19 protein-coding genes and 1 riboswitch are annotated in these 26,385 nt (G+C 62.5%); of the genes, 17 read left to right on the forward strand and 2 right to left on the reverse strand.

What is annotated here, in order from left to right:
* The first annotated feature begins 100 nt into the window (after window positions 1-100).
* The 4 genes from metK (at window position 101) to metF (ending at window position 4,162) form a co-directional block, all read left to right on the forward strand.
* Entirely contained in the window at window positions 101-1,267 is a 1,167-nt protein-coding gene (gene metK, locus AC3IQ7_RS02710; protein WP_034783537.1) for a methionine adenosyltransferase, read from the forward strand.
* A 122-nt stretch (window positions 1,268-1,389) separates the two neighbouring features.
* A riboswitch (S-adenosyl-L-homocysteine riboswitch) is annotated at window positions 1,390-1,458 on the forward strand.
* 24 nt (window positions 1,459-1,482) lie between these two features.
* A complete protein-coding gene (gene ahcY / locus AC3IQ7_RS02715; protein WP_322426648.1) occupies window positions 1,483-2,907 on the forward strand; it encodes an adenosylhomocysteinase in 1,425 nt (474 codons plus the stop codon).
* An 81-nt stretch (window positions 2,908-2,988) separates the two neighbouring features.
* A complete protein-coding gene (locus tag AC3IQ7_RS02720) occupies window positions 2,989-3,345 on the forward strand; it encodes a phage holin family protein (protein WP_077398738.1) in 357 nt (118 codons plus the stop codon).
* Complete coding sequence (metF, locus tag AC3IQ7_RS02725) at window positions 3,332-4,162, forward strand: methylenetetrahydrofolate reductase [NAD(P)H] (RefSeq protein ID WP_035823894.1); 831 nt, start codon at window positions 3,332-3,334, stop codon at window positions 4,160-4,162. Before AC3IQ7_RS02720 ends, metF begins: the two co-directional genes overlap by 14 nt.
* A 14-nt stretch (window positions 4,163-4,176) precedes the next feature.
* On the opposite strand, the gene AC3IQ7_RS02730 is transcribed toward metF, so the two are convergent.
* On the reverse strand, window positions 4,177-4,776 hold the full coding sequence (locus AC3IQ7_RS02730) for a 5-formyltetrahydrofolate cyclo-ligase (protein WP_199534323.1): 600 nt from the start codon (window positions 4,774-4,776) through the stop codon (window positions 4,177-4,179).
* Between the two features lie 32 nt (window positions 4,777-4,808).
* Here AC3IQ7_RS02730 and AC3IQ7_RS02735 point away from each other — a divergent pair, with 32 nt between their 5' ends.
* The 4 genes from AC3IQ7_RS02735 to AC3IQ7_RS02750 are packed head-to-tail and all read left to right on the forward strand — an operon-like array spanning window position 4,809 to window position 9,361.
* Window positions 4,809-6,797: a lytic transglycosylase domain-containing protein gene (locus tag AC3IQ7_RS02735; protein ID WP_489208306.1), complete on the forward strand. Its 1,989-nt coding sequence runs from the start codon at window positions 4,809-4,811 to the stop codon at window positions 6,795-6,797.
* A gap of 12 nt (window positions 6,798-6,809) precedes the next feature.
* On the forward strand, window positions 6,810-7,526 hold the full coding sequence (locus AC3IQ7_RS02740; RefSeq protein ID WP_099377880.1) for a glutathione S-transferase family protein: 717 nt from the start codon (window positions 6,810-6,812) through the stop codon (window positions 7,524-7,526).
* A 12-nt stretch (window positions 7,527-7,538) separates the two neighbouring features.
* On the forward strand, window positions 7,539-8,651 hold the full coding sequence (locus AC3IQ7_RS02745) for a tRNA nucleotidyltransferase/poly(A) polymerase-related protein (RefSeq protein ID WP_099377881.1): 1,113 nt from the start codon (window positions 7,539-7,541) through the stop codon (window positions 8,649-8,651).
* Window positions 8,648-9,361, forward strand: coding sequence for a GNAT family N-acetyltransferase (locus AC3IQ7_RS02750; RefSeq protein WP_489208307.1), 714 nt, complete (start codon window positions 8,648-8,650; stop codon window positions 9,359-9,361). Before AC3IQ7_RS02745 ends, AC3IQ7_RS02750 begins: the two co-directional genes overlap by 4 nt.
* On the opposite strand, the gene AC3IQ7_RS02755 is transcribed toward AC3IQ7_RS02750, so the two are convergent.
* Complete coding sequence (locus AC3IQ7_RS02755) at window positions 9,353-9,877, reverse strand: Lrp/AsnC family transcriptional regulator (RefSeq protein ID WP_034753092.1); 525 nt, start codon at window positions 9,875-9,877, stop codon at window positions 9,353-9,355. The two genes, AC3IQ7_RS02750 and AC3IQ7_RS02755, sit on opposite strands and share 9 nt — an antisense overlap.
* A 125-nt stretch (window positions 9,878-10,002) precedes the next feature.
* Between AC3IQ7_RS02755 and hppD the strand changes: the two genes are divergently transcribed.
* From hppD to kefC, 9 genes are all read left to right on the forward strand, one after another.
* Window positions 10,003-11,130, forward strand: coding sequence for a 4-hydroxyphenylpyruvate dioxygenase (hppD, locus tag AC3IQ7_RS02760; protein ID WP_489208308.1), 1,128 nt, complete (start codon window positions 10,003-10,005; stop codon window positions 11,128-11,130).
* 207 nt (window positions 11,131-11,337) lie between these two features.
* Window positions 11,338-14,934 carry an indolepyruvate ferredoxin oxidoreductase family protein gene (locus tag AC3IQ7_RS02765; RefSeq protein WP_489208309.1) on the forward strand — a complete coding sequence of 1,199 codons (3,597 nt, stop codon included), beginning with the start codon at window positions 11,338-11,340 and terminating at the stop codon, window positions 14,932-14,934.
* A 124-nt stretch (window positions 14,935-15,058) separates the two neighbouring features.
* A complete protein-coding gene (locus AC3IQ7_RS02770; protein ID WP_489208310.1) occupies window positions 15,059-16,555 on the forward strand; it encodes a S41 family peptidase in 1,497 nt (498 codons plus the stop codon).
* Between the two features lie 163 nt (window positions 16,556-16,718).
* Window positions 16,719-19,439, forward strand: a complete 2,721-nt coding sequence (locus tag AC3IQ7_RS02775) for a TonB-dependent receptor plug domain-containing protein (protein ID WP_489208311.1) — start codon at window positions 16,719-16,721, stop codon at window positions 19,437-19,439.
* 125 nt (window positions 19,440-19,564) lie between these two features.
* Window positions 19,565-21,364, forward strand: coding sequence for a M14 family metallopeptidase (locus tag AC3IQ7_RS02780; RefSeq protein WP_489208312.1), 1,800 nt, complete (start codon window positions 19,565-19,567; stop codon window positions 21,362-21,364).
* Window positions 21,365-21,483: 119 nt separating this feature from the next.
* Window positions 21,484-22,629: an ankyrin repeat domain-containing protein gene (locus AC3IQ7_RS02785; protein ID WP_489208313.1), complete on the forward strand. Its 1,146-nt coding sequence runs from the start codon at window positions 21,484-21,486 to the stop codon at window positions 22,627-22,629.
* A 105-nt stretch (window positions 22,630-22,734) separates the two neighbouring features.
* Window positions 22,735-23,886 carry an MGDG synthase family glycosyltransferase gene (locus AC3IQ7_RS02790; protein WP_489208314.1) on the forward strand — a complete coding sequence of 384 codons (1,152 nt, stop codon included), beginning with the start codon at window positions 22,735-22,737 and terminating at the stop codon, window positions 23,884-23,886.
* Between the two features lie 10 nt (window positions 23,887-23,896).
* Window positions 23,897-24,469 carry a dual specificity protein phosphatase family protein gene (locus AC3IQ7_RS02795; RefSeq protein ID WP_489208315.1) on the forward strand — a complete coding sequence of 191 codons (573 nt, stop codon included), beginning with the start codon at window positions 23,897-23,899 and terminating at the stop codon, window positions 24,467-24,469.
* 63 nt (window positions 24,470-24,532) lie between these two features.
* On the forward strand, window positions 24,533-26,359 hold the full coding sequence (gene kefC, locus AC3IQ7_RS02800) for a glutathione-regulated potassium-efflux system protein KefC (protein WP_489208316.1): 1,827 nt from the start codon (window positions 24,533-24,535) through the stop codon (window positions 26,357-26,359).
* Window positions 26,360-26,385: the final 26 nt, after the last annotated feature.

The following is a 26,385-nucleotide window of genomic DNA, read 5'->3' on the forward strand; positions in this document are numbered from 1 at the left end:
ATAGACAACTTGCGATGCGGAATATAAATCTCGCTAAAGCGTCGCAGGCAAAATCCTCTTTACTGCGACAGAACATTCACATAGTAAACAGGAGCTTGCAATGTCAAACGACTATCTCTTCACTTCCGAATCCGTTTCGGAAGGCCATCCCGACAAGGTTGCCGATCAAATTTCCGACGCCATCCTTGACGCCATCCTGACCCAGGATCCAGCCGCCCGTGTGGCTGCCGAAACCCTGTGCAACACCGGTCTGGTGGTGCTGGCTGGCGAGATTACCACCCACGCCAATGTGGATTATATTCAAGTTGCGCGCGAAACCATCAAACGCATCGGCTACGACAACACGGAATACGGCATCGACTACAAGGGGTGCGCCGTGCTGGTGGCCTACGACAAGCAGTCGCCGGACATCGCGCAAGGCGTCGATGAAGGTGCGGGGATTGACCTGGATCAAGGCGCTGGCGATCAGGGCCTGATGTTCGGCTACGCCTGCGATGAAACGGCCGAGCTGATGCCCGCCGCCATCCACTACGCGCACCGCCTGGTCGAGCGCCAGTCGCAGCTGCGCAAGGATGGCCGTCTGCCATGGCTGCGTCCGGACGCGAAATCGCAAGTGACCCTGCGCTACGTCGATGGCCGCCCCGTCGGCGTGCACACGGTCGTGCTGTCGACCCAGCATGCGCCGGAAATCTCGCACAAGCAGATCGAAGAAGCCGTCATCGAAGAAATCATCAAGCCGATCCTGCCGCGCGAATGGCTGACGGAGACCAAATTCCTCGTCAATCCGACGGGCCGTTTCGTCATCGGCGGCCCGCAAGGCGATTGCGGCTTGACCGGCCGCAAGATCATCGTCGACACCTACGGTGGCGCAGCGCCGCACGGCGGCGGCGCGTTCTCGGGCAAGGATCCTTCGAAAGTCGACCGTTCGGCAGCCTACGCGGCCCGTTACGTGGCGAAAAACATCGTCGCGGCCGGCCTGGCGCGCCAATGCCAGGTGCAGGTCAGCTACGCCATCGGCGTGGCCAAGCCGATCAACATCACCGTCTACACGGAAGGCACGGGCGTGATTCCCGACGCGGAAATCGCCAAGCTGGTGCTGGCGCACTTTGATTTGCGTCCAAAAGGCATCGTGCAAATGCTCGACCTGCTGCGCCCTATCTACCAGAAGAGCGCCGCCTACGGCCATTTCGGCCGCGAAGAGCCGGAATTCACGTGGGAGCGCACGGACAAGGTCGCCCTGCTGCGCGACGCCGCCGGCCTGAAGTAATCTAGTCAGACTTGCAAGAAAAGCGCCCCGGCCTCTGGCCGCGGGCGCTTTTTTTATGTGTTGTTACATGGCAATACATGGCGAACAAACTGGCGCGCCGGCCTTGCCAATGTTAAAATCCACAGTCCGAGGAGCGTTGCGACGAAGAAATTCGCCAGGCTCGGAATATCCTGCAACTGCGCTCACGTACCTTTTTCAACTGAAAGGAGGGCGTGATGAACGCCGTACTCAAATCGCAACACGACTACACCATCGCCGATATCACTCTGGCTGCATGGGGCGACAAAGAAATCAAGATTGCTGAAACGGAAATGCCTGGCCTGATGGCCATCCGCGAAGAATTCGCGGCAGCGCAGCCTTTGAAAGGCGCGCGCATCACCGGTTCCATCCACATGACCATCCAGACCGCCGTGCTGATCCAGACCCTGGAAGCACTGGGCGCGCAAGTGCGTTGGGCATCGTGCAACATTTACTCCACGCAAGATCACGCTGCCGCCGCCATCGCTGCCGCTGGCACGCCTGTGTTCGCCATCAAGGGCGAGTCGCTGGATGACTACTGGGAATACACGCACCGCATCTTCGAATGGCCGAACGTGGACGGCAAGGCGGTCTACTCGAACATGATCCTCGACGATGGCGGCGACGCTACCCTGCTGCTGCACCTGGGCGTGCGCGCGGAAACCGACCTGTCGGTGCTGGCGAATCCGGGTTCGGAAGAAGAAATCTGCATGTTCAACTCGATCAAGCGTCATCTGCTGGCCGACCCGACCTGGTACTCGAAGCGTCTGCCGGAAATCCTCGGCGTGACGGAAGAAACCACCACCGGCGTGCACCGTTTGTACCAGATGCACAAGGAAGGCAAGCTGGCTTTCCCTGCGATCAACGTCAACGATTCCGTCACGAAATCGAAGTTCGACAACCTGTATGGCTGCCGCGAGTCCTTGGTCGATGGCATCAAGCGCGCCACCGACGTGATGATCGCCGGTAAAGTGGCCGTTATCGCCGGTTACGGTGACGTCGGCAAGGGTTCGGCCCAAGCCATGCGCGCCCTGTCGGCGCAAGTGTGGGTAACGGAAGTCGATCCGATCTGCGCACTGCAGGCGGCGATGGAAGGCTACCGCGTCGTGACCATGGATTACGCCTGCGAACACGGCGACATCTTTGTCACCTGCACGGGCAACTATCACATCCTCACGCACGATCACCTGACGCGCATGAAAGACCAGGCCATCGTCTGCAACATTGGTCACTTCGACAATGAAATCGACGTTGCTTCGTTGAAACAATACGAGTGGGAAAACATCAAGCCGCAAGTCGACCACATCATCTTCCCGTCGGGCCGCCGCATCATCCTGCTGGCCGAAGGCCGCCTGGTCAATCTCGGTTGCGGCACGGGCCACCCGTCGTACGTGATGAGCTCGTCGTTCGCCAACCAGACGATCGCCCAGATCGAGCTGTACGCGAACACGGCCAACTACCCGGTCGGCGTGTACACCCTGCCAAAACACCTGGACGAAAAAGTCGCCCGTTTGCAACTCAAAAAGTTGAATGCGCAGCTGACGGAACTGACGCAAGAGCAAGCCGACTATATCGGCGTGCGTCAAGAAGGCCCCTACAAGCCTGAACACTACCGCTATTAATCGGTAGCTCTGGGCTGTAACTCACCCTCTGAGGGCCGGCGCCTGCCGCCGGCCTGACCCTATTTTTGACAGGCTAGAGAAATGCGCTTGCTACTGATTTGGTTTATCAATGCGGCAGCCCTGTTTGCCGTCCCCTACCTGATGCACTCGGTGACGATGAGCAGCGGCTGGACGGCGCTGCTGGCCGCTGCCGTGCTGGGGCTGGTCAATGCGTTGATCCGTCCCTTGCTGATCCTGCTGACCCTGCCCGTGACGTTCTTGTCGCTGGGCTTGTTCATCTTGATCATCAACGGCTTCATGTTCTGGCTGGTGGCGCAGATGATCGATGGTTTCCATGTCGCCAGTTTCTGGTCTGCCGTGGGCGGTGCCATTTTGTACAGCATCATTTCCTGGGCCCTGTCGACCTTACTTTTGAGTAACGACGATGGAAAAGCATAATTTCAGTATTGAGTTTTTCCCGCCGAAAACCCCGGAAGGGGCGGAAAAGCTGCGTGCCACGCGTGTCAAATTGTCTGAGTTGCATCCGAAGTATTTCTCGGTGACCTTTGGCGCCGGCGGCACCACGCAGCAGGGTACCTTGGACACCGTGCGCGAGATCCTGGCGGCCGGCGAACAGGCCGCACCGCATTTGTCTTGCGTGGGCGGCTCGCGCGAATCGATCCGCGCCGTGCTGGCCGACTTCAAGGCGGCCGGCGTGAAGCGTATCGTGGCCTTGCGGGGCGACTTGCCCAGCGGCTATGGCGCCTCGGGCGAGTTCCGCTACGCCAACGAGCTTGTGGAATTCATCCGCGCCGAGACGGGCGACCATTTTCATATCGAAGTGGCCGCCTATCCGGAAGTGCATCCGCAAGCCCGTTCGCCGCAGGATGACTTGAACGCGTTCGCGCGCAAGGTGCAGGCCGGTGCCGACGCGGCCATCACCCAGTATTTCTACAATGCCGACGCGTATTTCCAGTTTGTCGAGCAGACGCAGAAGATGGGCATCAACGTGCCGATCGTGGCCGGCATCATGCCGATCACGAATTACACGCAGCTGATGCGCTTTTCGGACATGTGCGGTGCGGAAATTCCTCGCTGGGTGCGTCTGAAGCTGGCCAGCTTCGGCGACGACAGCGCGTCGATCAAGGCCTTTGGCCTGGACGTGGTGACGGGCTTGTGCGAACGTCTGCTGGAAGGCGGCGCGCCAGGCTTGCATTTCTATAGCATGAACCAGGCGGCGCCCACGACCGCACTGTGGCAGCGCCTGGTGAAATAAACCGTCCTGACGCGTTAAAAAAGATCGCCCTCGGTCACGATGTGATCGAGGGCGATGTCGTATTCGCCGTTGGGAAAGCTGGCAGACAGGCAGGCATAGGCGATGCCGAGGGTGCGCGGACGGGGCGTGGCCGCCAGGGTGCGGTCATAGTAGCCGCCGCCATAGCCGAGGCGAAAGCGTTCTTGGTTAAAACCCAGGCAGGGCACCAGCAGGGTGGCGGGCGCCGCACGCAGGCGCAACTGGGCCGGCACGGCCACGCCCATGCCATCCTTCACCATGGCTTCACCGGGCGTCCAATTGCTGAATGCCAGCGGCGCATGCTTTTCAAGCACCACCGGCAAGCTTAATTGCACGCCGCGCGCGGCCAGTTGCGCATAGGCGCCGTGCAAGTCCGGCTCGCCGTGCAGGGGCCAGTACACGCCCAGTTCCTCGACATTTTCCTGCGCGCACCAGTCCAGCAGGCGCTGCGCGATGGCCGCATCCCATTGCGCGCGCGTGGCGTCGGGCAGGGCGCGCCGGGCCGTCAGCAAGGCTTTGCGCAAGCCGGCTTTTTCCTGTGGCGCAATGGGTGGCCGTGCAGCCGGATCGCATGTTATTCTAGGGTCGCTATTCATATCACCATCAAGTTAAGATTGAGAGTCGTACATTGATTTCCCCACTGAAATGGATTGCCGGCACGATGCTGTGTGTTGCATCGGCCTTGTCTCCCCTGGCCGCCCTGGCCCAGGTATCGACCACCGCATCCCCAGCCGCGCCCGACACGCGCAGCGAGGACGATGCCTTCCTGCTGCTGCGCGACGCCGCGCGCAAGGATGACGTCGAAAAAGCCGACTTTTATGCGGGGCGCCTGACGAATTACCAGATTCCATCGTATGTTGACTATTATCGGCTGAAACCGCGCATCAAACTGCTGACCGAGGCGCAATTTCGCGATTACCTGAACCGCTACAAGGGCAGCGCCATCGCCGACCGTTTCCGCAACGACTGGCTGCTGGAACTGGGCCGCAAGCGCGACTGGGTCGTGTTCGATGAGCAATACCCGCAATTCGCCCTCGATGACGACACCCAGCTCAAGTGCTACGCGCTGATGTCGCGCGCGGCCAAGGGCCAGAACGTGGCGTCCGAGGCGCGCAACCTGCTCGTCTCGCCGCCTGGTTATGGCGAAGCGTGTGGCAGCCTGATCGCGGCATTGGCGCAAAATGGCCAGTTCGACACGAACGACCTGTGGGCGCAGATCCGCCTGGCGGGCCAGACGAATGCCACGGGCCCGGCGCGCCGCATCGCGCTGCTGCTGGGCGCGTCCGACGCGAAGATGGCGCAAGCCATCGATTTGCCCGCGCTGGTGCTGGCCAAGGGGGCGGGTCTAAGTCGCGCCGACCACGAGATGTACCTGGTGGCCGTCGGCCGCATGGCAAAAAGCACCTTGAAACTGGGCGTGGTGGCCTTGCAAAAGGCCAGTGCGCAACTGACGGCGCAGGAACAGGCCATCGGCTGGGCCAGCCTGGCCCTGCAAGCGTCGTACTCGCTTGCCCCGGAAGCATTTGAATATTGGCAAAAAACCAATGGCGCACCGTTGACCCAGGAGCAGATGCAGTGGAAGGCGCGTATTGCCTTGCGCGAAGGCAACTGGCCGCTGGTAAAGGCTGCCATCCAGGCCATGCCGGCCTCCCTGCGCGCCGACCCGACCTGGGTCTACTGGCTGGCGCGCGCGCAGCAGGCGGAAACGCCGGGTCGCCCGAACGCGCAGGCGGACGCCCTGTACCGCACGATCAGTGAACAATCGAATTTCTACGGCTTGCTGGCCAATGAAGAGCTGGGCAACCACCTGGTCTTGCCGCCGCCGGGCCAGCCGATCACGCCGGCGGAAATCGCCGCCATGGCCGCCAATCCGGGTTTGCAGCGCGCCTTGAAATTCTTCAACATGCGCTTGCGCTTCGAAGGCACGCGCGAGTGGAACTGGGAATTGCGTTCGATGACGGACAGGCAACATCTGGCGGCTGCGGAATTTGCGCGCCAGAACAATGTGCTCGACCGCATGGTCAACACCTCGGACCGCACGCGCCTGGAAGTGGACTACACGCAGCGCTACCCGACGCCGCACGACGACGTCATGCACCCGGCCACGCAAACCCTGGGCCTGGACAAGGCGTGGGTGTATGGCTTGATCCGCCAGGAATCGCGCTTCATCATGGATGCGCAGTCGCACGTGGGCGCGTCCGGCCTGATGCAGGTGATGCCGTCGACGGCCCGTTACGTCGCCAAGAAGATCGGCCTCACCGATTTCGTTACGGAAACCTTGAGCGACGTGCGCACCAACGTGTTGCTGGGCACGAATTACCTGAACATGGTGCTTGGCGGTCTCGACGGTTCGCAAGTGCTGGCCAGCGCCGCCTACAACGCGGGGCCGGGGCGCTTGCGCATCTGGCGCGCCACCATGACGCGTCCGCTGGAAGGCGCCGTCTTTGCCGAGATCATTCCGTACACGGAAACGCGCGGCTACGTGAAAAACGTGATGGCCAACGCCACCTATTATGCGGCCCTGTTCGAGAAGAGCCCGCAATCGCTGAAAGCCCGCCTGGGTACCGTGGGCCCGAAAAACAGCGCTGTTTCTGCCGATTTGCCATCATCCAACTAAAGCTCGCCGACCATGCAAACGACCATCCTTGATCCCAGCCTGACGCAAACCCTGGCCGCCGCGCGCGAGCCGGGCCTGACCCTCATCATCGGCAACAAGAATTACTCGTCCTGGTCGATGCGCCCTTGGGTGGCCATGACAGCGTTCGGCATCCCGTTCCAGGAAGTGCGCGTGCTGCTCGACCAGAGCGACACGGCCACCAAAATTGCCGAATATTCGGCTTGCGGCCGGGTCCCCGTGCTGTTGGCGGGCGAGATCACGATCTGGGACAGCCTGGCCATCTGCGAATACCTTGCCGAGCAGTTTCCCGATAAACACATGTGGCCGCAAGACGTGGCCGCGCGTGCCATGGCGCGCTGTGTCTGCGCGGAAATGCACTCGGGTTTCACGGGCTTGCGCACGGATATGTCGATGAATATCAAGGCGAAGTTGCCGGGACGTGGCCGCACGGCCGCCGCGCAGGCGGACATCGGCCGCATCAGTGAAATCTGGGAAGAGTGTTTATCGCGCTTTGGCCACCACCAGTTCCTGTTTGGCGACTTTTCCATTGCCGATGCGTATTTCGCCCCCGTCGTCATGCGTTTCCGCACGTATGGCGTGAGCCTGGCGCCGGCCCTGAACGCGTATTGCGAGCGCGTGCAGGCGCACCCGGCCGTGGCCCGCTGGATCATGGAAGCGCTGGCGGAGACGGAAGTTGCTGCCAAGCACGATGCGGAACTGCCTGATTAAGAAAAGAGTGTTATGAAGATATACACGGTCGGTGGCGCGGTGCGCGACCAACTGCTGGGCTTGCCCGTGAAAGACCACGACCACGTTGTCGTCGGCGCCACGCCGGAAGACATGCTGCGCCGGGGCTTCCGGCCCGTCGGCAAGGATTTCCCCGTGTTTTTGCACCCGAAGACGCAGGAAGAATACGCGCTGGCCCGCACGGAACGCAAGACGGCGCCCGGCTACCGGGGCTTCGTCTTCCACACGGCGCCCGACGTCACCCTGGAAGACGACCTGGTGCGGCGCGATCTCACCATCAACGCCATCGCGCAAGCCGAGGACGGTAGCCTGACCGACCCGTTCGGCGGTATTCAGGATATCGAGAACAAAATCTTCCGCCACGTTTCCGATGCGTTCGGTGAAGACCCCGTGCGCATCTTGCGCCTGGCCCGCTTTGCCGCCCGTTTTCATACTTTCACTGTGGCACCGGCCACCATGGAACTGATGCGCCGGATGGTGCAGGACGGCGAAGTCGACGCCCTGGTGGCCGAGCGCGTGTGGCAGGAAGTGGCAAAAGGATTGATGGAAGCGCGGCCGTCGCGCATGCTGACGGTGCTGCACGAATGCGGCGCGCTGGCGCGCATCATGGGCGAAATCAGCATCAGCGAACGCTTGCTGCAAGTGATCGACCATGCCGCCGTGCAAGGTCATGACTTGCCCGTGCGCTTTGCCGTCTTGATGCTGCATATGAGCAAGGATGCCATCGAACAGCTGAGCGAGCGCCTGCGCGTGCCCAACGAGTGCCGCGAACTGGCCATCATGGCGGCGCGCGAGTTGCATAATATCAACGGCGCGCTGGCGCTGAGCGCCGAAGAACTGGTGAGCTTGTGCGAGCGCTGCGACGGCTTGCGCAAGCCGCAGCGTTTCGTGCAGATGCTGGACGCCATCGCCTGCGATGTGCATGCACAGGATCCTGTATTTCCACAGTCCGCGTGGCTGCAAGCCATGCTGGCGGCCGTGCGCGGTGTCGATGCGGGAGCACTGGCACAAGCTTGCGCACAGGAACCGAAACGCATTCCGGCCGTCATCCATGCGGCGCGCGTGGAGGCCGTCACGAACGTGATCAGCCGTACGGAACTCCCATGACCCTGCCCAAATTGTTCCAGAACCCGTTTCGCCGCTGGCTGAGCCGTAGCGGCGGCGGGCGTCCGAGTGTGCTCGTCAAACAGTTGCATGAGCGCGACCGGCGCCGCATGATGAAGCATTTTCTTTCTCTGGAGAAAAGCGACCGCCTGCTGCGCTTCGGCAGCGCCTTGCCCGATGAATTGGTGGCCCAGTACGTGCAAAAGATGGATTTCTCGCGCGACATGATTTATGGCGTCTACAACAGCCTGTTCAAGCTGGTGGGCGTGGGGCATCTGGCGTTCGCGCCGAAGGACACGTCGCCGGCGAAAAGTGTCGTCACGGACAAGGAACAGGTGGCCGAGTTTGGCGTGTCCGTGTCAAAATCCATGCGTGGCATGGGGGTCGGGTCAAAACTGTTCGAGCGGGCGGCGATTCACTGCCGCAACAACGATGTCGATACCCTGTACATGCACTGTCTGTCGTCGAACAAGACGATGATGCATATTGCCAAGAAGGCTGGCATGGAAATCCAGCGCGACTATGGCGAAGCCGATGCCTATCTGAAACTGTTGCCGCCGAACCCGAGCAGCATGCTGCAGGAAGCCGTGCAGGAGCAGTTCGCCATGTTCGACTACACGTTCAAGGCGAATGCGCGCGCCGCGTTCAAACTGTGGGATCGCTTGCCGGGGCGCAAGAAGAAGCCCGGATCGCCGGCACCGCCGTCACAGTAAGGGCAGGGCCGTCGTATCCTTGATGCGCTGCAAGGCAAAGCTTGATTTCACATCCAGCACGGCCGGGTGGCGCAGCAGGGTCGCCATCATGAAGCGCGAAAAGTGCTCCATGTCTTCCACGTGCACGCGCAGCAGGTAATCCATCTCCCCCGTCATCGCATAGCAGGCCACCACTTCCGGCCATTGCGCCACCGCCACGGCGAAGTCGGCGCGCGGCGAGGTGTTCGTCACCAGGTTCGGTGCCAGCACCCTTGCCGTGCTGTGGGCGGTGGCATCGCTGTGCTTTTCCAGCCGCACGTTCACATAGGCGAGCAGGCCCAGGCCGATCTTTTCCGGGTCCAGCAGGGCCACGTACTGGCGGATCACGCCCGCTTCTTCCAGCCGTTTGACGCGGCGCAAGCATGGCGACGGCGACAGGCTGACCTGCTCGGCCACGTCCTGGTTCGACAGGCGGCCATCGGCCTGCAGGACGGCGAGGATCTTGCGATCCGTTTTATCCAGCGTAATTTTGCTCATGCTTCCTCCGGTGGTTCTTGTTTCACGCAATATTATTGCGCAAATCATGATTGTTCGGGAGATCTTTGGCATTTAATGCCCACAGACCGCGCCTATACTGTGCGCTACTTCTTGGAGGAGACATCATGCAATTTCAGCCTTGGGATAACCCGATGGGTACCGATGGTTTCGAGTTCGTCGAGTATGCAGCACCAGACCCAAAAGCATTGGGCAAGCTGTTCGAGAACATGGGCTTCACGGCCATCGCGCGCCACCGCCACAAGGATGTGACCCTGTACCGTCAGGGCGACATCAATTTCATCATCAATGCCGAACAAGATTCGTTCGCGCAGCGTTTTGCCCGCCATCACGGCCCGTCCGTGTGCGCCATCGCCATCCGTGTCGACGACGCGGCTTTCGTCTACCGCCGCGCGCTGGAACTGGGCGCCTGGGGTTTCGACAATAAAACCGGTCCGATGGAGCTGAATATCCCCGCCATCAAGGGCGTGGGCGATTCGCTGCTGTACTTCGTCGACCGCTGGCGCGGCAAGGGCGCCGACAAGCCGGACGCGGCCGCACCGGGCGGCATCGGCGACATCAGCATCTATGACGTCGACTTCGTCGCCATTCCCGGCGCCGTCGCCAACCCCGTCGGCCATGGCCTGACGTATATCGACCACCTGACGCACAATGTGCACCGTGGCCGCATGAAGGAATGGGCGACGTTCTATGAAAGCCTGTTCAACTTCCGCGAAGTGCGCTATTTCGACATCGAAGGCAAGCTGACGGGCCTCAAATCGAAGGCGATGACTTCGCCATGCGGCAAGATCCGCATTCCGATCAATGAATCGTCGGACGACAAGTCGCAGATCGCCGAATACCTGGACCAGTACCATGGCGAAGGTATCCAGCACATCGCGCTGGGTACGGACAATATCTACGCGTCCGTGCAAGGCATGCGCGATACGGGTATCGATTTCCAGGACACGATTGAAACGTACTATGAGCTGGTCAACCGCCGCCTGCCGAACCACGGCGAGCAGCTGGAAGAACTGCGCCGCCTGCGCATCCTGATCGATGGCCACAGCACGGAAACCGAACGCGAACTGTTGCTGCAGATATTCACGCAGACGGTGATCGGCCCGATCTTCTTCGAGATCATCCAGCGCAAGGGCGACCAGGGCTTCGGCGAAGGCAACTTCCGCGCCCTGTTCGAGTCGATCGAGCTGGACCAGATCAAGCGCGGCGTGCTGAAAGATACGAACGCGGTGTAATGTTGCTTTGTAATAAACGGTAGTAAAAACAGCAGCAAAAAGGTAAGAACACAGGAGTGCAGCGCAGCAAAGAACTGCGCGCATTCCTGTGGTAGTCTACGACAAACAAGTCATTTTTCCGCACCGGCATTGTCCACAAGGCACAGCCGGTACGTGTGAGTTCAACCGACTTTGCACGCGTAGCACAGAGAATAATGGAGACAAGTAATGAATGCACCAATCAAGGGCTCGAGTCTTGAGCCGGGCGCGCACGCGTCTGAAATTTCGCTAAACGACAAATACACGCTGGAGCGTGGCCGTGCCTTCATGACGGGCACGCAAGCGCTGATCCGCCTGCCCATGCTGCAGCGCGAGCGCGACCTGAAGGCTGGCCTGAATACGGCCGGCTACATCACCGGTTACCGCGGTTCGCCTGTGACGTCCGTCGACATGACGGCGATCAAGGCCAAGAAATACCTCGATGAACACCACGTCAAATTCCACCCTGGCCTGAACGAAGACCTGGCCGCCACGGCCGTCTGGGGCACGCAGCAAACGAATCTGTTCGAAGACGCCAAATACGACGGCGTGTTCGGCATGTGGTACGGCAAGGGCCCCGGCGTCGACCGCTGCGGCGACGTGTTCAAGCACGCCAATAACGCCGGTTCCGCCAAGCATGGCGGCGTGCTGGTGCTGGCCGGCGACGACCATGCGGCCAAATCCTCGTCCACGGCACACCAGTCCGACCATATCCTGAATGCCTGCGGCATCCCCGTGCTGTACCCGTCGTCGGTGCAGGAATACATCGACTATGGCTTGCACGCGTGGGCCATGAGCCGCTACACGGGACTATGGGTCTCGATGAAATGCGTGACCGACATCATCGAGTCGGGCGCCGCCGTCGATTTCGACCCGGACCGCGTGCAGATCACCTTGCCGACGGACTTCGAGATGCCGGCCGGCGGCTTGAACATCCGCTGGCCCGACACGGTGCTGGAACAAGAAGTACGCATGAACAGCTATAAATGGTATGCGGCGCTGGCGTATGCGCGTGCCAACAAGCTCAATAAAATCATCTGGGACAGCCCGAAGGCGCGCATCGGCATCATCACGGCCGGCAAATCGTATCTCGACACGCGCCAGGCGCTGGCCGACCTGGGCATCGACGAGCAGACGGCGTCCGACATCGGCATCCGCCTGTACAAGATCGGCATGACCTGGCCGCTGGAAGCGGACGGCGTGCACGAATTTGCCAAGGGCCTCGATGAAATCCTCGTGGTGGAAGAAAAGCGGCAAATCCTCGAATACGCGCTGAAGGAAGAACTCTACAACCTCAAAGACGGCGAGCGTCCGCGCGTGGTCGGCAAGTTCGACGACACGGGCGAATGGAGCAACCAGAAGGGCACCGGCCACGGCGACTGGCTGCTGCCGGCCACGTATGAGCTGAACCCGGCCATGATCGCCCGCGCGATTGCCAGCCGTATCTCGCGCTACTACGCGGGCCACCCGGTCGAGCAGCGCGTGAAGGAGCGCATCGCCTACCTGGAAGCCAAAGAGAATGTGCTCAAAGCGATCAGCGTGAAACCCGATCCGCAAAAGGACCGCACGCCGTTCTTCTGCTCCGGCTGCCCGCACAACAGTTCCACGAAAGTGCCGGAAGGCTCGCGCGCGCTGGCCGGCATCGGCTGCCACTACATGGTGCTGTGGATGGACCGCGAAACGTCGACATTTACCCACATGGGCGCCGAAGGCGTCACGTGGGTGGGGCAGGCGCCGTTCACGAATGAAAAGCACGTGTTTACCAACCTCGGTGACGGCACGTATTTCCACTCGGGCATCCTGGCCATCCGCGCCGCCGTCTCGGCCAAGGTGAACATCACCTATAAAATCCTGTTCAATGATGCGGTAGCCATGACGGGCGGCCAGGAATTCGACGGTCCTTTGTCTCCGGCCATCATTTCGCGCCAGATCGCCGCCGAAGGCGTGGGCCCCATCATCGTCGTCACGGACGAACCGGAAAAATACCCGGACGATTACGCCTGGGCGGAAGGCGTCACCGTGCGCCACCGTTCGGAACTGATGGATGTGCAGCGCGAACTGCGCGACATGCCGGGCGTGTCGGCCATGATCTACGACCAGACCTGCGCCTCGGAAAAACGCCGCCGCCGGAAACGCAATGAATACCCGGATCCGGCCAAGCGCGCCGTCATCAATGAAGCCGTCTGCGAAGGCTGCGGCGACTGCTCCGTGCAATCTAACTGCCTGTCGGTGGAACCGCTGGAAACGGAACTGGGGCGCAAGCGCCAGATCAACCAGTCGTCCTGCAACAAGGATTTTTCGTGCACGACGGGTTTCTGCCCCAGCTTCGTGACGGTGGAAGGCGGCGGCCTGAAAAAGCCGAAGAAGGCAGCTGCCGCCGACAAGGACGCGCCAGCCGTGCCGGCCTTGCCGACGCCAAACATTCCCTCGACGGCCGAGCCGTTCGGCATCCTGGTCACCGGCATCGGCGGCACGGGTGTGGTGACCGTCGGCCAGATCCTGGCCATGGCGGCCCACGTGGAAGGCAAGGGCTGTTCCGTGCTCGACATGAGCGGCCTGGCGCAAAAAGGCGGCCCCGTGATGTCGCACGTGCGTCTGGCGGACCGCCAGGAAGACATCCACTCGACGCGCGTCGGCACGGGCGCGGCCGACCTGGTGATCGGTTGCGACCTGATCGTCACGGCCAGCCGTGACGCGCTGTCGCGCATGGGCGAAGGGCGCAGCTGGGCCATGATCAACTCGACCAGCTCGTCGACGGCCGCCTTCGTGAAGAACCCGGACTGGCAATTCCCCGGTGCTTCCGCGCGCATGGAAATCGAAAAGGCGTGCGGCAGCGACCACGTGGACTTCATCGACGCGGGCCAGATCGCCACGGCGCTGATGGGCGACTCGATCGCCACGAATATGTTCATGCTGGGCTATGCCTGGCAAAAGGGCAAGGTGCCATTGAGCGAAGCGGCCATCATGAAGGCCATCGACTTGAACAACGTCTCGGTGGCGTTCAACAAGGCCGCCTTCAACTGGGGCCGCGCGGGCGCTCACGATACGGCCAGCCTGGTGCGCATGACCACACCGGCGAAAGTGGTGGAATTCAAGCGCATCGAAACGCTCGACGACCTGATCGAAAAACGCGTGGCCCTGCTGACGGCCTACCAGGACCGCGCGTATGCGCAGCAGTATCTGGACTTCATCAAACAGGTGCGCGCCGCCGAAAGCGCCCTGAATGGCCCGCACTTGCGTCTGACGGAAGCCGTGGCCCGCTACTTCTACAAGCTGATGGCGTACAAGGACGAGTATGAAGTGGCGCGTCTGTACACGGACGGCGCCTTCCAGGCGAAGATCGCCGCCATGTTCGAAGGCGACATCAAGCTCAAGTTCCACCTGGCGCCGCCGATCATGGCCAAGACGGACGCCCAGGGCCACCTGGTGAAGAAGGAATTCGGCCCGTGGATGATGAAGGCGTTCGGCGTACTGGCCAAGTTCAAGGGCTTGCGCGGCACGGCTTTCGACGTGTTCGGCCATACGGCCGAGCGCAAGATGGAGCGTGCGCTGATTCTCGAATACCGCGCGACGGTGGGCGGCTTGCTGCCGAAACTGACGACGGCCAAGCTGGCGCAAGCCGTGGCGATCGCCAGCATCCCGGAAGACATCCGCGGCTATGGTCACGTGAAGGAGCGTCATTTGAAGGCGGCGAAAGAGAAGGAAGCCAGTTTGCTGATCGCCTTTAACGCGCCGACGCCGCTGCCGCCCGTCGTGGCGGCGCCCGTGGCGGCCACCGTGGCGTGATGCGGTGAACTTCACGCTGTAGCAATGGCGCCTGCGGGCGCCATTTTTTTTGTATCAAAGAAAACAACGCCTGTTTGTAAAAAGTCTTATAATTTTTCGATAATTTCTTTTCGGAAAGTTCGTCATGCCTGCCCTGCGCCTCTCGTCCCTGGCCGTTCCTCTCGTATTGTTGTTGAGTGCCTGTGGCGGAGGCGGCGGCAGCGACAGCGCGCCTGTCGTGCCGCCCGTGACGCCGACGGGCCCGACGGCGCTGGTCGCTTCCTCGACGGTGGCGAACCGCTGCGAGGCGCCGCGCAGCGGCAGCAGTATCGACAAGCCGGGCAGCTTGCTCGATGAGCAGACGTGGGTGCGCAGCTGGATCGATGAAACGTATCTGTGGTACCGCGAAGTGCCGACCACCTACCAGCCGCAAAGCTTCACCACGGCCAAGGCGTACTTCGATGTGCTGAAAACGACGGCCACGACGGCATCCGGCAAACCGAAGGACCAGTTCCATTTCACCTTGTCGACGGCAGAGTGGGAAGACTCGCTCAACGGCGTGGAACTCGGTTACGGCATGCTGCTGGCGCTGACGCGCACCACGCCGCCGCGCACGGCCGTGATCTCGATCATCGAGCCAGGCTCGCCAGCCGACCTGGCGGGCTTGCGGCGTGGCGACGTGCTGCAAACCGTCGATGGCGTCGATTTCGTCCATGCCCCCGACACGGCCAGCGTGAATATCCTCAACGCGGGCCTGTTCCCCACGGCGCAAGGCACGCACACGCTGGGATTCAGCCGCAACGGCGCGCCCCTGTCCAGGAGCCTGACGGCGGTGGACGTGAACACCAGCGCCGTGCAGAACGAGCGCATCATCGACACGCCCACGGGCAAGGTGGGCTACCTGACCTTCAATACGCATAACAACGTGGCTGAACGCCAACTGGTCGAGACCATGACCCGCTTCCAGGCGGCCGGCATCAGCGACCTGGTGCTCGATGTGCGCTACAACGGCGGCGGTTATCTGGATGTCGCCAGCGAACTCGCCTACATGATTGCCGGCCCGCAAGTTACTGCCGGCAAGACCTTCGAGCAGGTGCTCTTCAATGACAAGACCCGGCCGGAAGCGCCCGTGCCATTCCATGCGCAAAGCCAGGGCTTCGGCGGCCCGAATCCCCTCGCCAAGGGAACGCCGTTGCCGTCCCTGGGTCTCAAGCGCGTGACCTTGCTGACAACCGGCAATACCTGTTCGGCCAGCGAAGCGATCATCAACGGCTTGCGCGGCGTGGACGTGCAAGTCAACCTGATCGGCGGCACGACGTGCGGCAAGCCCTACGGTTTCTTTCCCGCGCCGAATTGCGGCACCACGTATTTTGCCGTGCAGTTCCAGGGCGTCAATGCCAAGGGCTTCGGCGACTTTGCCGATGGCATGGCGCCGACCTGCGACGTGGCCGACGATTACCAGCACCAGCTGGGCGATCCGGCGGAAGGCATGCTGGCGGCGGCGCTGCGCTACCGCAGCAGCGGCAGCTGCACGCCGGCCACGGGCGCCATCAGGCTGTTGAGTTCGATCGAGAGTCCGGCCGACACGGCTACGCGCCTGTTACGGCCATTGCACAAGGAAATTGCCATCATGCGCCGTTAAGGCGCATGTTCCTGCCATGTGTCGAGCCAGGTGCGTGGCGTTTTCCTGCTCATGAATCTTTCTATATAACAATTTCGGTATATAGAAAGATGAATCCATTCGTTCTGGAATGACTGGCATTTTGCTATCTTGCCGCTTTTCTCCCACCTTGAGAAGCGCAACGATGTCGAAACAGTTCAAGTTAACCCCGCTCAGCCTTGGCGTACTGGCCATCCTGGGCGGCACCGCATGGCAGGCGCACGCGCAAACGCAAGCGCCCGCAGCGGATCAGCAGCCGGCGGCCACCCCGCCAGCCGTCGTGGTCACCGGTTCGCGCATTCCCCGCGCCAGCCTGGAAGGCCCGTCTTCCGTCACCATCCTGACCGGCGATGAAATCACCAAGCAGGGCTACAAGAACGTCTTTGACGCGCTGACCAGCCAGGTGCAGAACAGCGGCTTTACGCAAGGCGAGGATTACGGCAATACCTTCACGCCGTCGGCCAATACCATCAGTCTGCGCGGCCTCGGTCCGAACCATACCCTGATCCTGCTGAACGGCCGCCGCCTGGCCGACTTCCCCATCGCCTATGACGGCGCCGTCAACTTCACCAACCTGGCGAACATCCCGGCTAGCATTGTCGACCGCATCGAGATCCTCAACGGCGGCGCCTCGGCCATCTATGGCTCGGACGCGATCGCCGGCGTGGTCAACGTGATCCTGAAAAAACAGGCGGAAGGCTTCGATATCAACGTCAAGGTTGGCGGTACCTCGCGCGGCGGCGCCGGCAACCAGCGCGTGCAACTGACGGGCGGCGGCAATTTTGACAAGCTGCATACCCTGTTCAGCGTGGAGCTGAGTGAACGCGATCCGCTGTGGAGCATGGACCGCGACTTCATGACCAGCCGCTCCGGCGTGCCGACCACGGTTGCTTCGCGCCGCACCCAGGCCTCCGGCACGTCCGGCAGTTATGTCGACCTGGGCGACACCTGCAACCAGTTCGGCGACATGTTCGGCGGCAGCGTCGTCAAGTACCAGGCGAAGAATGGCAGCTATTGCGCCAGCCCGAAAGCCCGTCCGACCTACTGGACCACGCAGACCAAGAACAGCAGCCAGAACGTGTTCGGCAGCGCCAATTACGAGCTTGATGCCGATACGACCCTGTTTGCCGACTTTTTGCTTGGCAAGAACAAGACCGTCAACAATACACGCGGCCCGTCGTGGACCTCGGCATCGCTGAACGGCGGCTCTTTCCTGAACCAGAACACCGGCGCCTACGAAGAGTGGACCCGCTTCATGGCGCCCGAGGAAATCGGCGGCGTGCAGCGCTACAACCGCAGCTGGGAGGACCTGGCCACGGCCATCTCGCTGGGTGCCAAGGGCCGTATTTCTGGCACCGCCTGGCAGTATGAAGCCAACTACAACGCTTCCATCTACAAGAGCGAAGGCCATACGCCGCGCATGTTGTCGAACATCGACAGCTTCTTCCTGGGACCCAAGCTGGGCACGGATGCCAAGGGCGTGGCCATTTACGCGCCGGATGCGGCGCGCCTGTCGCGCCGCCTGACGGCTGCCGAATTCGACAGCATTACGGGCTACAGCGACAGCCGTGACAAGGCCTGGACGAATACCCTGAGCCTGGCTACGAATGGCGACCTGTTCCAGCTGCCTGCCGGCACGGTGAAAGTCGCCACGATTGCCGAGGCGAGCAAGCAGGGCTTCAGCAACGAACCCGACGCGCGCATCGACCAGGGCTATTTCAATATCGCTACCGGTTCGGGCACCACGGCCGGCACCCGTTCGCGCTATGCGCTGGGCGCGGAATTGAATGTGCCGCTGCATGAGAAGCTGACCGCTACCGTGGCTGGCCGTTATGACCGCTACAGCTTTGCCGGCCGCAAGGAAGGCAAGTTCACCTACAACGGCGGGCTGGAACTGCGCCCGACGCCGGACCTGCTGTTCCGTGCCAACTACGCCACCAGCTTCCGCGCGCCGGACATGAACTACATCTACCAGGCCCGCGGCAAAGGCTATTATGCGAGCACCACCGACTACTACCGTTGCGACGCCGCCGGACAGGCCATCGACGGCTGCGAGTACGCGAATAAATCGCCGGGCGCCGATTACGTGCAGAACGGCAGCCGCGACCTGCAGTCGGAAAAGGGCAAGTCCTTCGGCGTGGGCGCCGTCTGGTCGCCGAGTGCCAATTTCGACGTCTCGGTCGACTATTGGAACATCAAGATCGACGACCTGGTGACGAACCTGGACGCCGACAAGCTGCTGCGCGACGAATCCGATTGCCGCCTGGGCAAGGCCGACATTGGCTCGCCGACCTGTATCGACACCCTGGGCCGCATCGAGCGCTACGCGGCCAATGCCTTGAACAAGGCGGGTGAGATCAAGACCATCACCGTCAATCCGATCAACGCGGCCAAGCAAAGCAGCAGCGGCATCGACGTCAGCCTGAAGTATTTGCTGCGCACGACAGACTATGGCCGCTTCGCCTTCAAGGCCAACTACGCGCGGGTGCTGAGCAAGAAATCGCAGCAATTCGCCGGTGACGCAGAGACCGATGAAACCAAATCGATGACGAACAGGGATTGGCCTGATAAGCTGAACCTGAGCGTCAACTGGGGCGCAGGCGACTGGTCGAATACCTTGCTGGTCAGCCGCTACGGCAAGGTGCCTAACTCTGCCGGCAAGGGCTACCTGACGCCGACGGCGCTGGCCAACATCAGCACCGTGTACCGCATCAACGACCGCGCCACCGTGTCGCTGATCGTCAACAACGTGTTCGACAAGATCAAGCGCGATACCAGCAACGGCTGGCCGTACTACCCGATCGGTAACTACAGCCCGCAAGGCCGCCAGGGATGGGTCGAATTCAACTACCACTTTGGCTCGTAATTCACGCTTGCCAGAGCAAGGCCGGAGCAGCTGACGCTGTTCCGGCTTTTTTATTTGCCACGGCGTTTTTACCTGACCGCCACTCTATAATTGCCCGCTTGTCCTCTCTCGATGGAGTTTGACCCATGCTACGCCACGCCCTGCTGTCCGCCGCCTTGTTTTCCCTGTTTGCCGTCAATGCGCATGCCGCGCGCGATATGCGGCTGTCTTCCCTGAAAACGGTGGCCGAGTACTCGGGCTTCAAGAATACGGGCCGCTACGAGGAAGTGGAAGCCTTGTGCCGGCGCTTCGAGGAGCACCGTCCGAAACAGGTGCGCTGCTTTGAATTTGGCCGCACGCCGGAAAACCGCCCCATGCTGGCGCTGGCCGTTTCCAACACGGGTGCGCTGACGCCGGACGCGGCCAGGCTGCGCAAGATACCGGTACTGCTGGTGCAGGGTGGCATCCATGCGGGGGAAATCGACGGCAAGGATGCAGGTTTCCTGGCCTTGCGCGAAGTATTGGAGGGCAAGGCGGCGCCCGGCGCGCTGGACAAGCAGGTGCTGCTGTTCGTGCCGGTCTTCAATGTCGATGGCCATGAGCGCTTCGGCCAGTGGAACCGTCCGAACCAGCGCGGCCCCGTGGAAATGGGCTGGCGCAGCACGGCGCAAAACTACAATCTGAACCGCGAATACATGAAGGCCGATACGCCCGAAATGCAGCACATGCTGGCGCTGGTGAACGCCTGGGATCCGCTGGCGTATGTCGACCTGCACGTCACCGATGGCGCCCAGTTCGAACCCGATATCTCGATTCAGGTCGAACCCGTGCATGCGGGCGATGCGGCCTTGCGCGCGGCGGGAACGGCGCTGCGCGACGGTGTGCTGGCCGACCTGGCAAAGCAGGGTTCCGATCCGAAGCCGTTCTACATGTCATTTGCCGAAGAAGACAATCCGCAGTCGGGTTTTGTCGATTCGACGCCGAACCCGCGCTTTTCGCACGGCTATTTCCTGTTGCGTAACCGTTTCGGCGTGCTGGTGGAAACCCACTCGTGGAAGGACTACCCGACCCGCGTGCGCATCACGCGCAACACCATCATTTCCCTTCTTTCGCAGATGGCGCAGCATGGCGCGCAGTGGCGGCAAACCGCCACGGAGGCGGACCAGCGGGCGACGCAGCTGGCCGGCAGTGCGCTGCCCCTCAGCTACAAGACCACGGAGAAAAGCCGCATGATCGCGTTTCGCGGCTATGCGTATACGCGCACGCCGTCCGAGGTGTCGGGCGCCCTGATGACGCGCTATGACGAAAAGACACCGCAGATCTGGAATGTGCCGCTGCGCGACGAGATCGTGCCTGACCTGCAGCTGGCCGCACCGAAGGCCGGTTACCTGGTGCCGCGCGCGGAGGCGGCCATGGTGGGCGCCAAGCTGCGCCAGCACGGCATCGCCTACAAGGAAATGCGCAGCATCTTCGCCCGGCAGAATGTGGAAGTCTTCCGCGCCACTGCCGTCAAGTTTGGCGCGCAGTCGTTCGAGGGACGCCAGACGGCGGCGGTACAGGGCGAGTGGCAGAAAGAGGAGCGCCTCGTCGATGCCGGCGCGCTGTACGTGCCCGTCAACCAGCCGAAGGCGCGCCTGGTGGTGGCGCTGCTCGAACCGCGCGCGCCCGACTCGCTGCTGGCCTGGGGCAGCTTCAACACGGCGTTCGAGCGCAAGGAATACATGGAGGACTATGTGGCCGAGGATGTGGCGCGCGCGCAGTTGGCGGCCGATCCGGCGCTGGCGGCGCAGTTCCGGCAGAAGCTGGCCGACGAGCCCGAGTTTGCAAAGAATCCACGCGCGCGCCTGGAGTTTTTCGCCCGCCGCCACGCCTCGTGGGATGAGCGGCTGAATCTGTATCCGGTCATGCGCGTCGACGTCGCGCCTGTCAGTTTCATGGATTTGTAACGCCAATACGCGCGTCGCCGCACGGTGCACACCGAAGTTGTCAAATCGCGCAGATTAATCGAAAGAAAATGCTATTCTCCGCTCGATGCTGGCGCCGCCACCACGAGCAGGGAACATGCATGGTCGACAAGACACTCTACAACCAGTACCGCGAGGCGTTTTTTCGCCTCTGCGACGCCGTCGGCGAGAATCAGGTGGAACAGGTGCGCAGCCTGCTCGAGGCCACGCCGCCGCTGCTGACCTTGCGCCGCTACAACATGGATGACGGCGAATCGCTGCTGCATCTGGCCGCGGCCGGCGGCAGCCGCGAGGTCTGCGCCCTGCTCGTATCGCTGGGCATGGACGTCGATCTGCCCCTGCCCGGTTACCGCAACCTTACGCCGCTGGATGCGGCGGCCAGCCATGGCCACCTCGATACCTGCCGCTGGCTGCTCGAGCAGGGCGCCGCCGTCGATGGCTTGCCGGACAATATACTGTCGCCGCTGGACAGTGCCTGCGTTGGCGGCCACCAGGACGTGGTCGCATTGCTGCTGCAGCGGGGCGCCAATCCGAACCGCCTGCATACGCGCTGGAACCAGGCGCCGGTCGATATCGCCACCGGCTGGGGCTTCCCCGGCATCGCCCGATTGCTCGCTGCCGCCGGCGGTGTCAGCATACTCGACGTGCCGCAGCAAGCGGCCGCCTCGCCGCAGGAAGCGATCCGCACCTTCATGCACAACAGCGCCGGCTGGGTGCTGCCGGCCGTGTTCAGCCCGGACAGCGGCGACGCGCGCTTTTCGCTGGGCATCAGCTGCATCGGCGGCAAGCGCGATTTCAAGCTGTTGTTTACGGCCGGCCTGTTCCAGCAATCGCCGATGACCGAACTGGCCATCTGCCTGCCGGCCCGCTGGCCGCTGACCGTGCATGGCTTCGCGGAGCACAGCCCCTGGCGCTTTCCGGTGGCGCTGCTGGCGCGCCTGGGACGGCGCACGCTCGACCTGGCCAGCTTGGCGGCGGGCGAGCTGCTGCGGCGCGACGATCCACACCTGGCGGACCTGGCCTGGCCGGACGGCGTCGATGCGTTGCTGGCCATCGACAAGCGCTGGAATCCGGCGCCGGAGGAAGACGACATCGCCGACGATGACAAGGTCACCATCTATCTGTTGGTGCCGGTGGCGTTCACCAAAAAAGGCGCGCCCGACGCCAGCGCCTTGCCGGCCCTGATGGAACGCAAGCTCAAAGGCAGCTGGAAAGTGTCGGCCCTGCCTGTCCCCGTCATTGGCTAGCGTGCACGCGCGCAGGACCAGATCAAGTCGGCCAGCCTGCAGCGATGTTATCCTGACTATGCATCTTCCGCATCCACGCGCAACCTGTTCACGCATCGGTTTTTCATGACACAAAAAATTCTGCTCCTGAGCGTTTCGGCCGGCGCCGGCCACATGCGCGCGGCGCAAGCCATCGAGGCGTATGCGGCGCGCGATGACCACGGTGGCGGCGGCCCTGCGGCGCAGGCTCTGCATCTCGACGTGATGGATTTCGTCACGCCCGCCTTTCGCAAGCTGTACACGGATGTGTATATCAAGCTGGTCAACAAGGCGCCCGCGCTGTGGGGCTATCTGTATCACGCCACCCACGATGCGCCGCGCGACAGCTCGATGCAGCGCCTGCGCCGCGCCGTCGAGCGCCTCAACACGCGTGCGCTGATGGCGCAGATCGCCGCCTTCCAGCCCGACGCCATCATCTGCACGCATTTCCTGCCGGCCGAACTGCTGTCGCGCGCACTGCGCCAGCAGCAGCTGGCTTGCCCCGTGTGGGTGCAGGTCACGGATTTCGACCTGCACCGCATGTGGGTGCACGAGCAGATGCAGGGCTATTTCGCCGCCACCGACGAAGTGGCGTTTCGCATGCGCCACGAAGGCATCCCCGTCGAACGCATCCATGTGACGGGCATCCCCATCATGCCCGCGTTTGCGCAGGCACCCGGACGCGTGCAGAGCGCGCAGGCATTTGGCCTCGACCCGCAGCGCACGACGATACTGCTGATGGGCGGCGGGGCGGGACTGGGCAGCCTTGAAACGGTCGCCGCGCGCCTGCTGGCGCTGCCGGGCGACTTCCAGCTGATCGTACTGGCGGGGAAGAACGCCGCCGCGCTGGCGGCGCTGCAGGCACTGGCTGGCCAGTATCCGGGCCGCCTGCTGGCGCAAGGCTTTACCAGCGAAGTCGAGCGCCTGATGGCGTGTGCCGACCTGGTGATCACCAAGCCGGGCGGGTTGACCACCTCGGAATGCCTGGCGCTGGGCTTGCCCATGATCGTCAACTCGCCGATTCCCGGCCAGGAAGAGCGCAATGCCGACTATCTGCTGGAGCAGGGCGTGGCCCTGAAGGCATTCGATGCCGTGACCCTGGAATACCGCGTGCGCCTGTTGCTCGATCATCCTGAACAGTTGCAAGCCATGCGCGCGAAAGCGCTGGCCCTGGGCCGCCCGCGCGCCGCGTTGGACGTGCTGGCGCAGGTGCTGCGCGCTGACGCCGTTCTTCAATAACAAGGAAGCCATGATGTTGCATGTCGTACTTTTGACCCTCGCCCTGGGGCTGGCCGCCGTGCCGGCCGGGGCACAGCCATCGCCGCCACGCCACCCTGACTGGGCCACGCCGCTGCCGCAGGTGTCGAACCTGCACCAGGTCACGCCCGTCTTGTACCGCAGCGCCAGGCTGGACAGCGCCGACGTGGCCCAGTTGCAGGCGCTGGGCGTGAAGACGGTGATCAGCCTGCGCTCCTTCCACTCCGATACGCAGGTGCTCGATGGCAGCGGCATCCGCGCCGTGCGCATTCCCATCAATACCTGGGCCATCCGCGACAAGCACGTGATCGACACCATGCGCGCCATCCGCGCCGCCGGACAGCAGGGACCCGTACTGCTGCACTGCCTGCACGGCGCCGACCGCACGGGCATGATGGCCGCCATGTACCGCATGCTGTACCAGGGCTGGCCGCGCGAGAAGGCGATAGACGAGCTGAAAAATGGCGGCTATGGCTACCACGCCGTGTGGAAAAATATCGAAAGCTACCTCAAGCGCGTGAATGTGGACGAACTACGCGCACGTATCGATGCGCCGCAACCCTGATACCCCGCTGGCGCGCCACTTCAGGCATGATTGCGATTCCAATCACGTTTTTCCGGAATCCGCATGGAACACCACAGCTTTCTCATCAACATACTGTTTTACCTGGTCGCCGCCATCATCATGGTGCCGCTGGCCAAGCGCCTGGGCATGGGCGCCGTGCTGGGTTACCTGGTGGCCGGCGTCGTCATCGGACCGTGGGGCCTGGGCCTGATCAAGAACGTCGAGGTCATCCTCAGCTTTTCCGAATTCGGCGTGGTGCTGCTGCTGTTCCTGATCGGGCTGGAACTCGAACCGAAGCGATTGTGGCTGCTGCGCCGCCCGATTTTCGGCTGGGGCGGGGCGCAGGTGGGCGTCGTCAGCGCGGGCTTGTGCGCCGTGGCCATGGCCTTTGGCGTGGACTGGCGCACGGCGCTGGTCGGCGCGCTGGGGCTGTCGCTGTCGTCGACGGCCATCGTGCTGGCCACCCTGGGTGAACGTAAATTAATGAGCACGCCGGCCGGTTCCGCCGGCTTTTCCATCTTGCTGTTCCAGGATATCGCCGCCATTCCCATGATCGCGCTGGTGCCCCTCTTGGGCGGCCTCGTCACGCACAGTGGCGAACCGGGCTGGCTGCGCGTGGCCAAGCTGGCGGCCGTGCTGGCGGCGCTGGTGATCGGCGGGCGCTTCCTCGTGAACCCCATCCTGCGCTTCATCGCCCGCACGGACTTGCGCGAAATCTTCACGGCCTTCGCCCTGCTGCTGGTGATCGCCATCTGCGTGCTGATGGAATCGGTGGGCCTGTCGATGGCGCTGGGCACTTTCATGGCGGGCGTGCTGCTGGCCGACTCCGAATACCGCCATGAGCTCATTTCCGACCTGGAGCCGTTCAAGGGCCTGTTATTGGGCCTGTTCTTCATCGCCGTTGGCATGTCCGTCGATTTCGGCGTGCTGCGCGCGCAGCCCTTGCTGATCCTGGCCCTGGTGGCGGGCCTGCTGGCGGTGAAAATCGCCTTGCTGTATGTGCTGTCGAAGTTTGTCGACATTCCCCGCGGCCAGCAGCTGTTCTTTGCGCTGCTGCTGTCGCAGGGCGGCGAATTCGCCTTCGTCGTGTTTGCCGCCGCCGAGGCCGCGCACGTGTTTGCGCCAGAGACGGCCGCGCTACTGGTCGTGGTGGTGACCCTGTCGATGGTGGCCACGCCCTTGCTGCTGCTGGCGCACGACAAATTCGTCGCGCCGCGCCTGCAGAGCGAGAAGAAGCGCCGCCCCGACGACCATATCGAGGCGCAGGACAATCCCATCGTCATCGCCGGCTTTGGCCGCTTCGGCCAGATCATCGGCCGTCTGTTGGCAGCCAATAAAATCGGCGTGACGGTGCTCGATCACGATCCGGACCAGATCGACCTGCTGCGCAAGTTCGGTTTTAAAGTATTTTATGGCGACGCCACGCGCGTGGACTTGCTGGTGGCGGCCGGCATCGAAAAGGCCAGGGCGCTGGTGATCGCCATCGACAACGTGGAAGACAGCCTGGCCCTGGTCGACGCCGTGCGCCTGCGCCTGCCGGAACTGACGATTTTGGCGCGCGCGCGCAACGTCACGCATTACTATGAATTGATGAAGCGGGGCGTGACCCTGATCGAGCGCGAGACGTTTGCCGCGGCCCTGCTGCTGGGCGAGCAGACCTTGCAGCAGGTGGGCTTCAGCGCGGAGCGGGCGCAGCGCGCGGCCGGCATCTTTGGCCGGCATAACCTGAAAACCCTGCTGGAAGTGGCGCCGCACTTCCAGGACCAGCAAAAAGTCATGTCCCTCACGCGCCAGGCGCGCGAGGAACTGGAAGACATGTTCGAGAGCGATGCGGCGGCGTTTGCGGCAGAGAAGGTGGAAGAACCGGGGTCAGACCCTCAACACCGCTAACGCAGAGGCTTGCGCTAACAATAGAG

It is taken from the genome of Janthinobacterium sp. GL_088 (assembly GCF_057837845.1).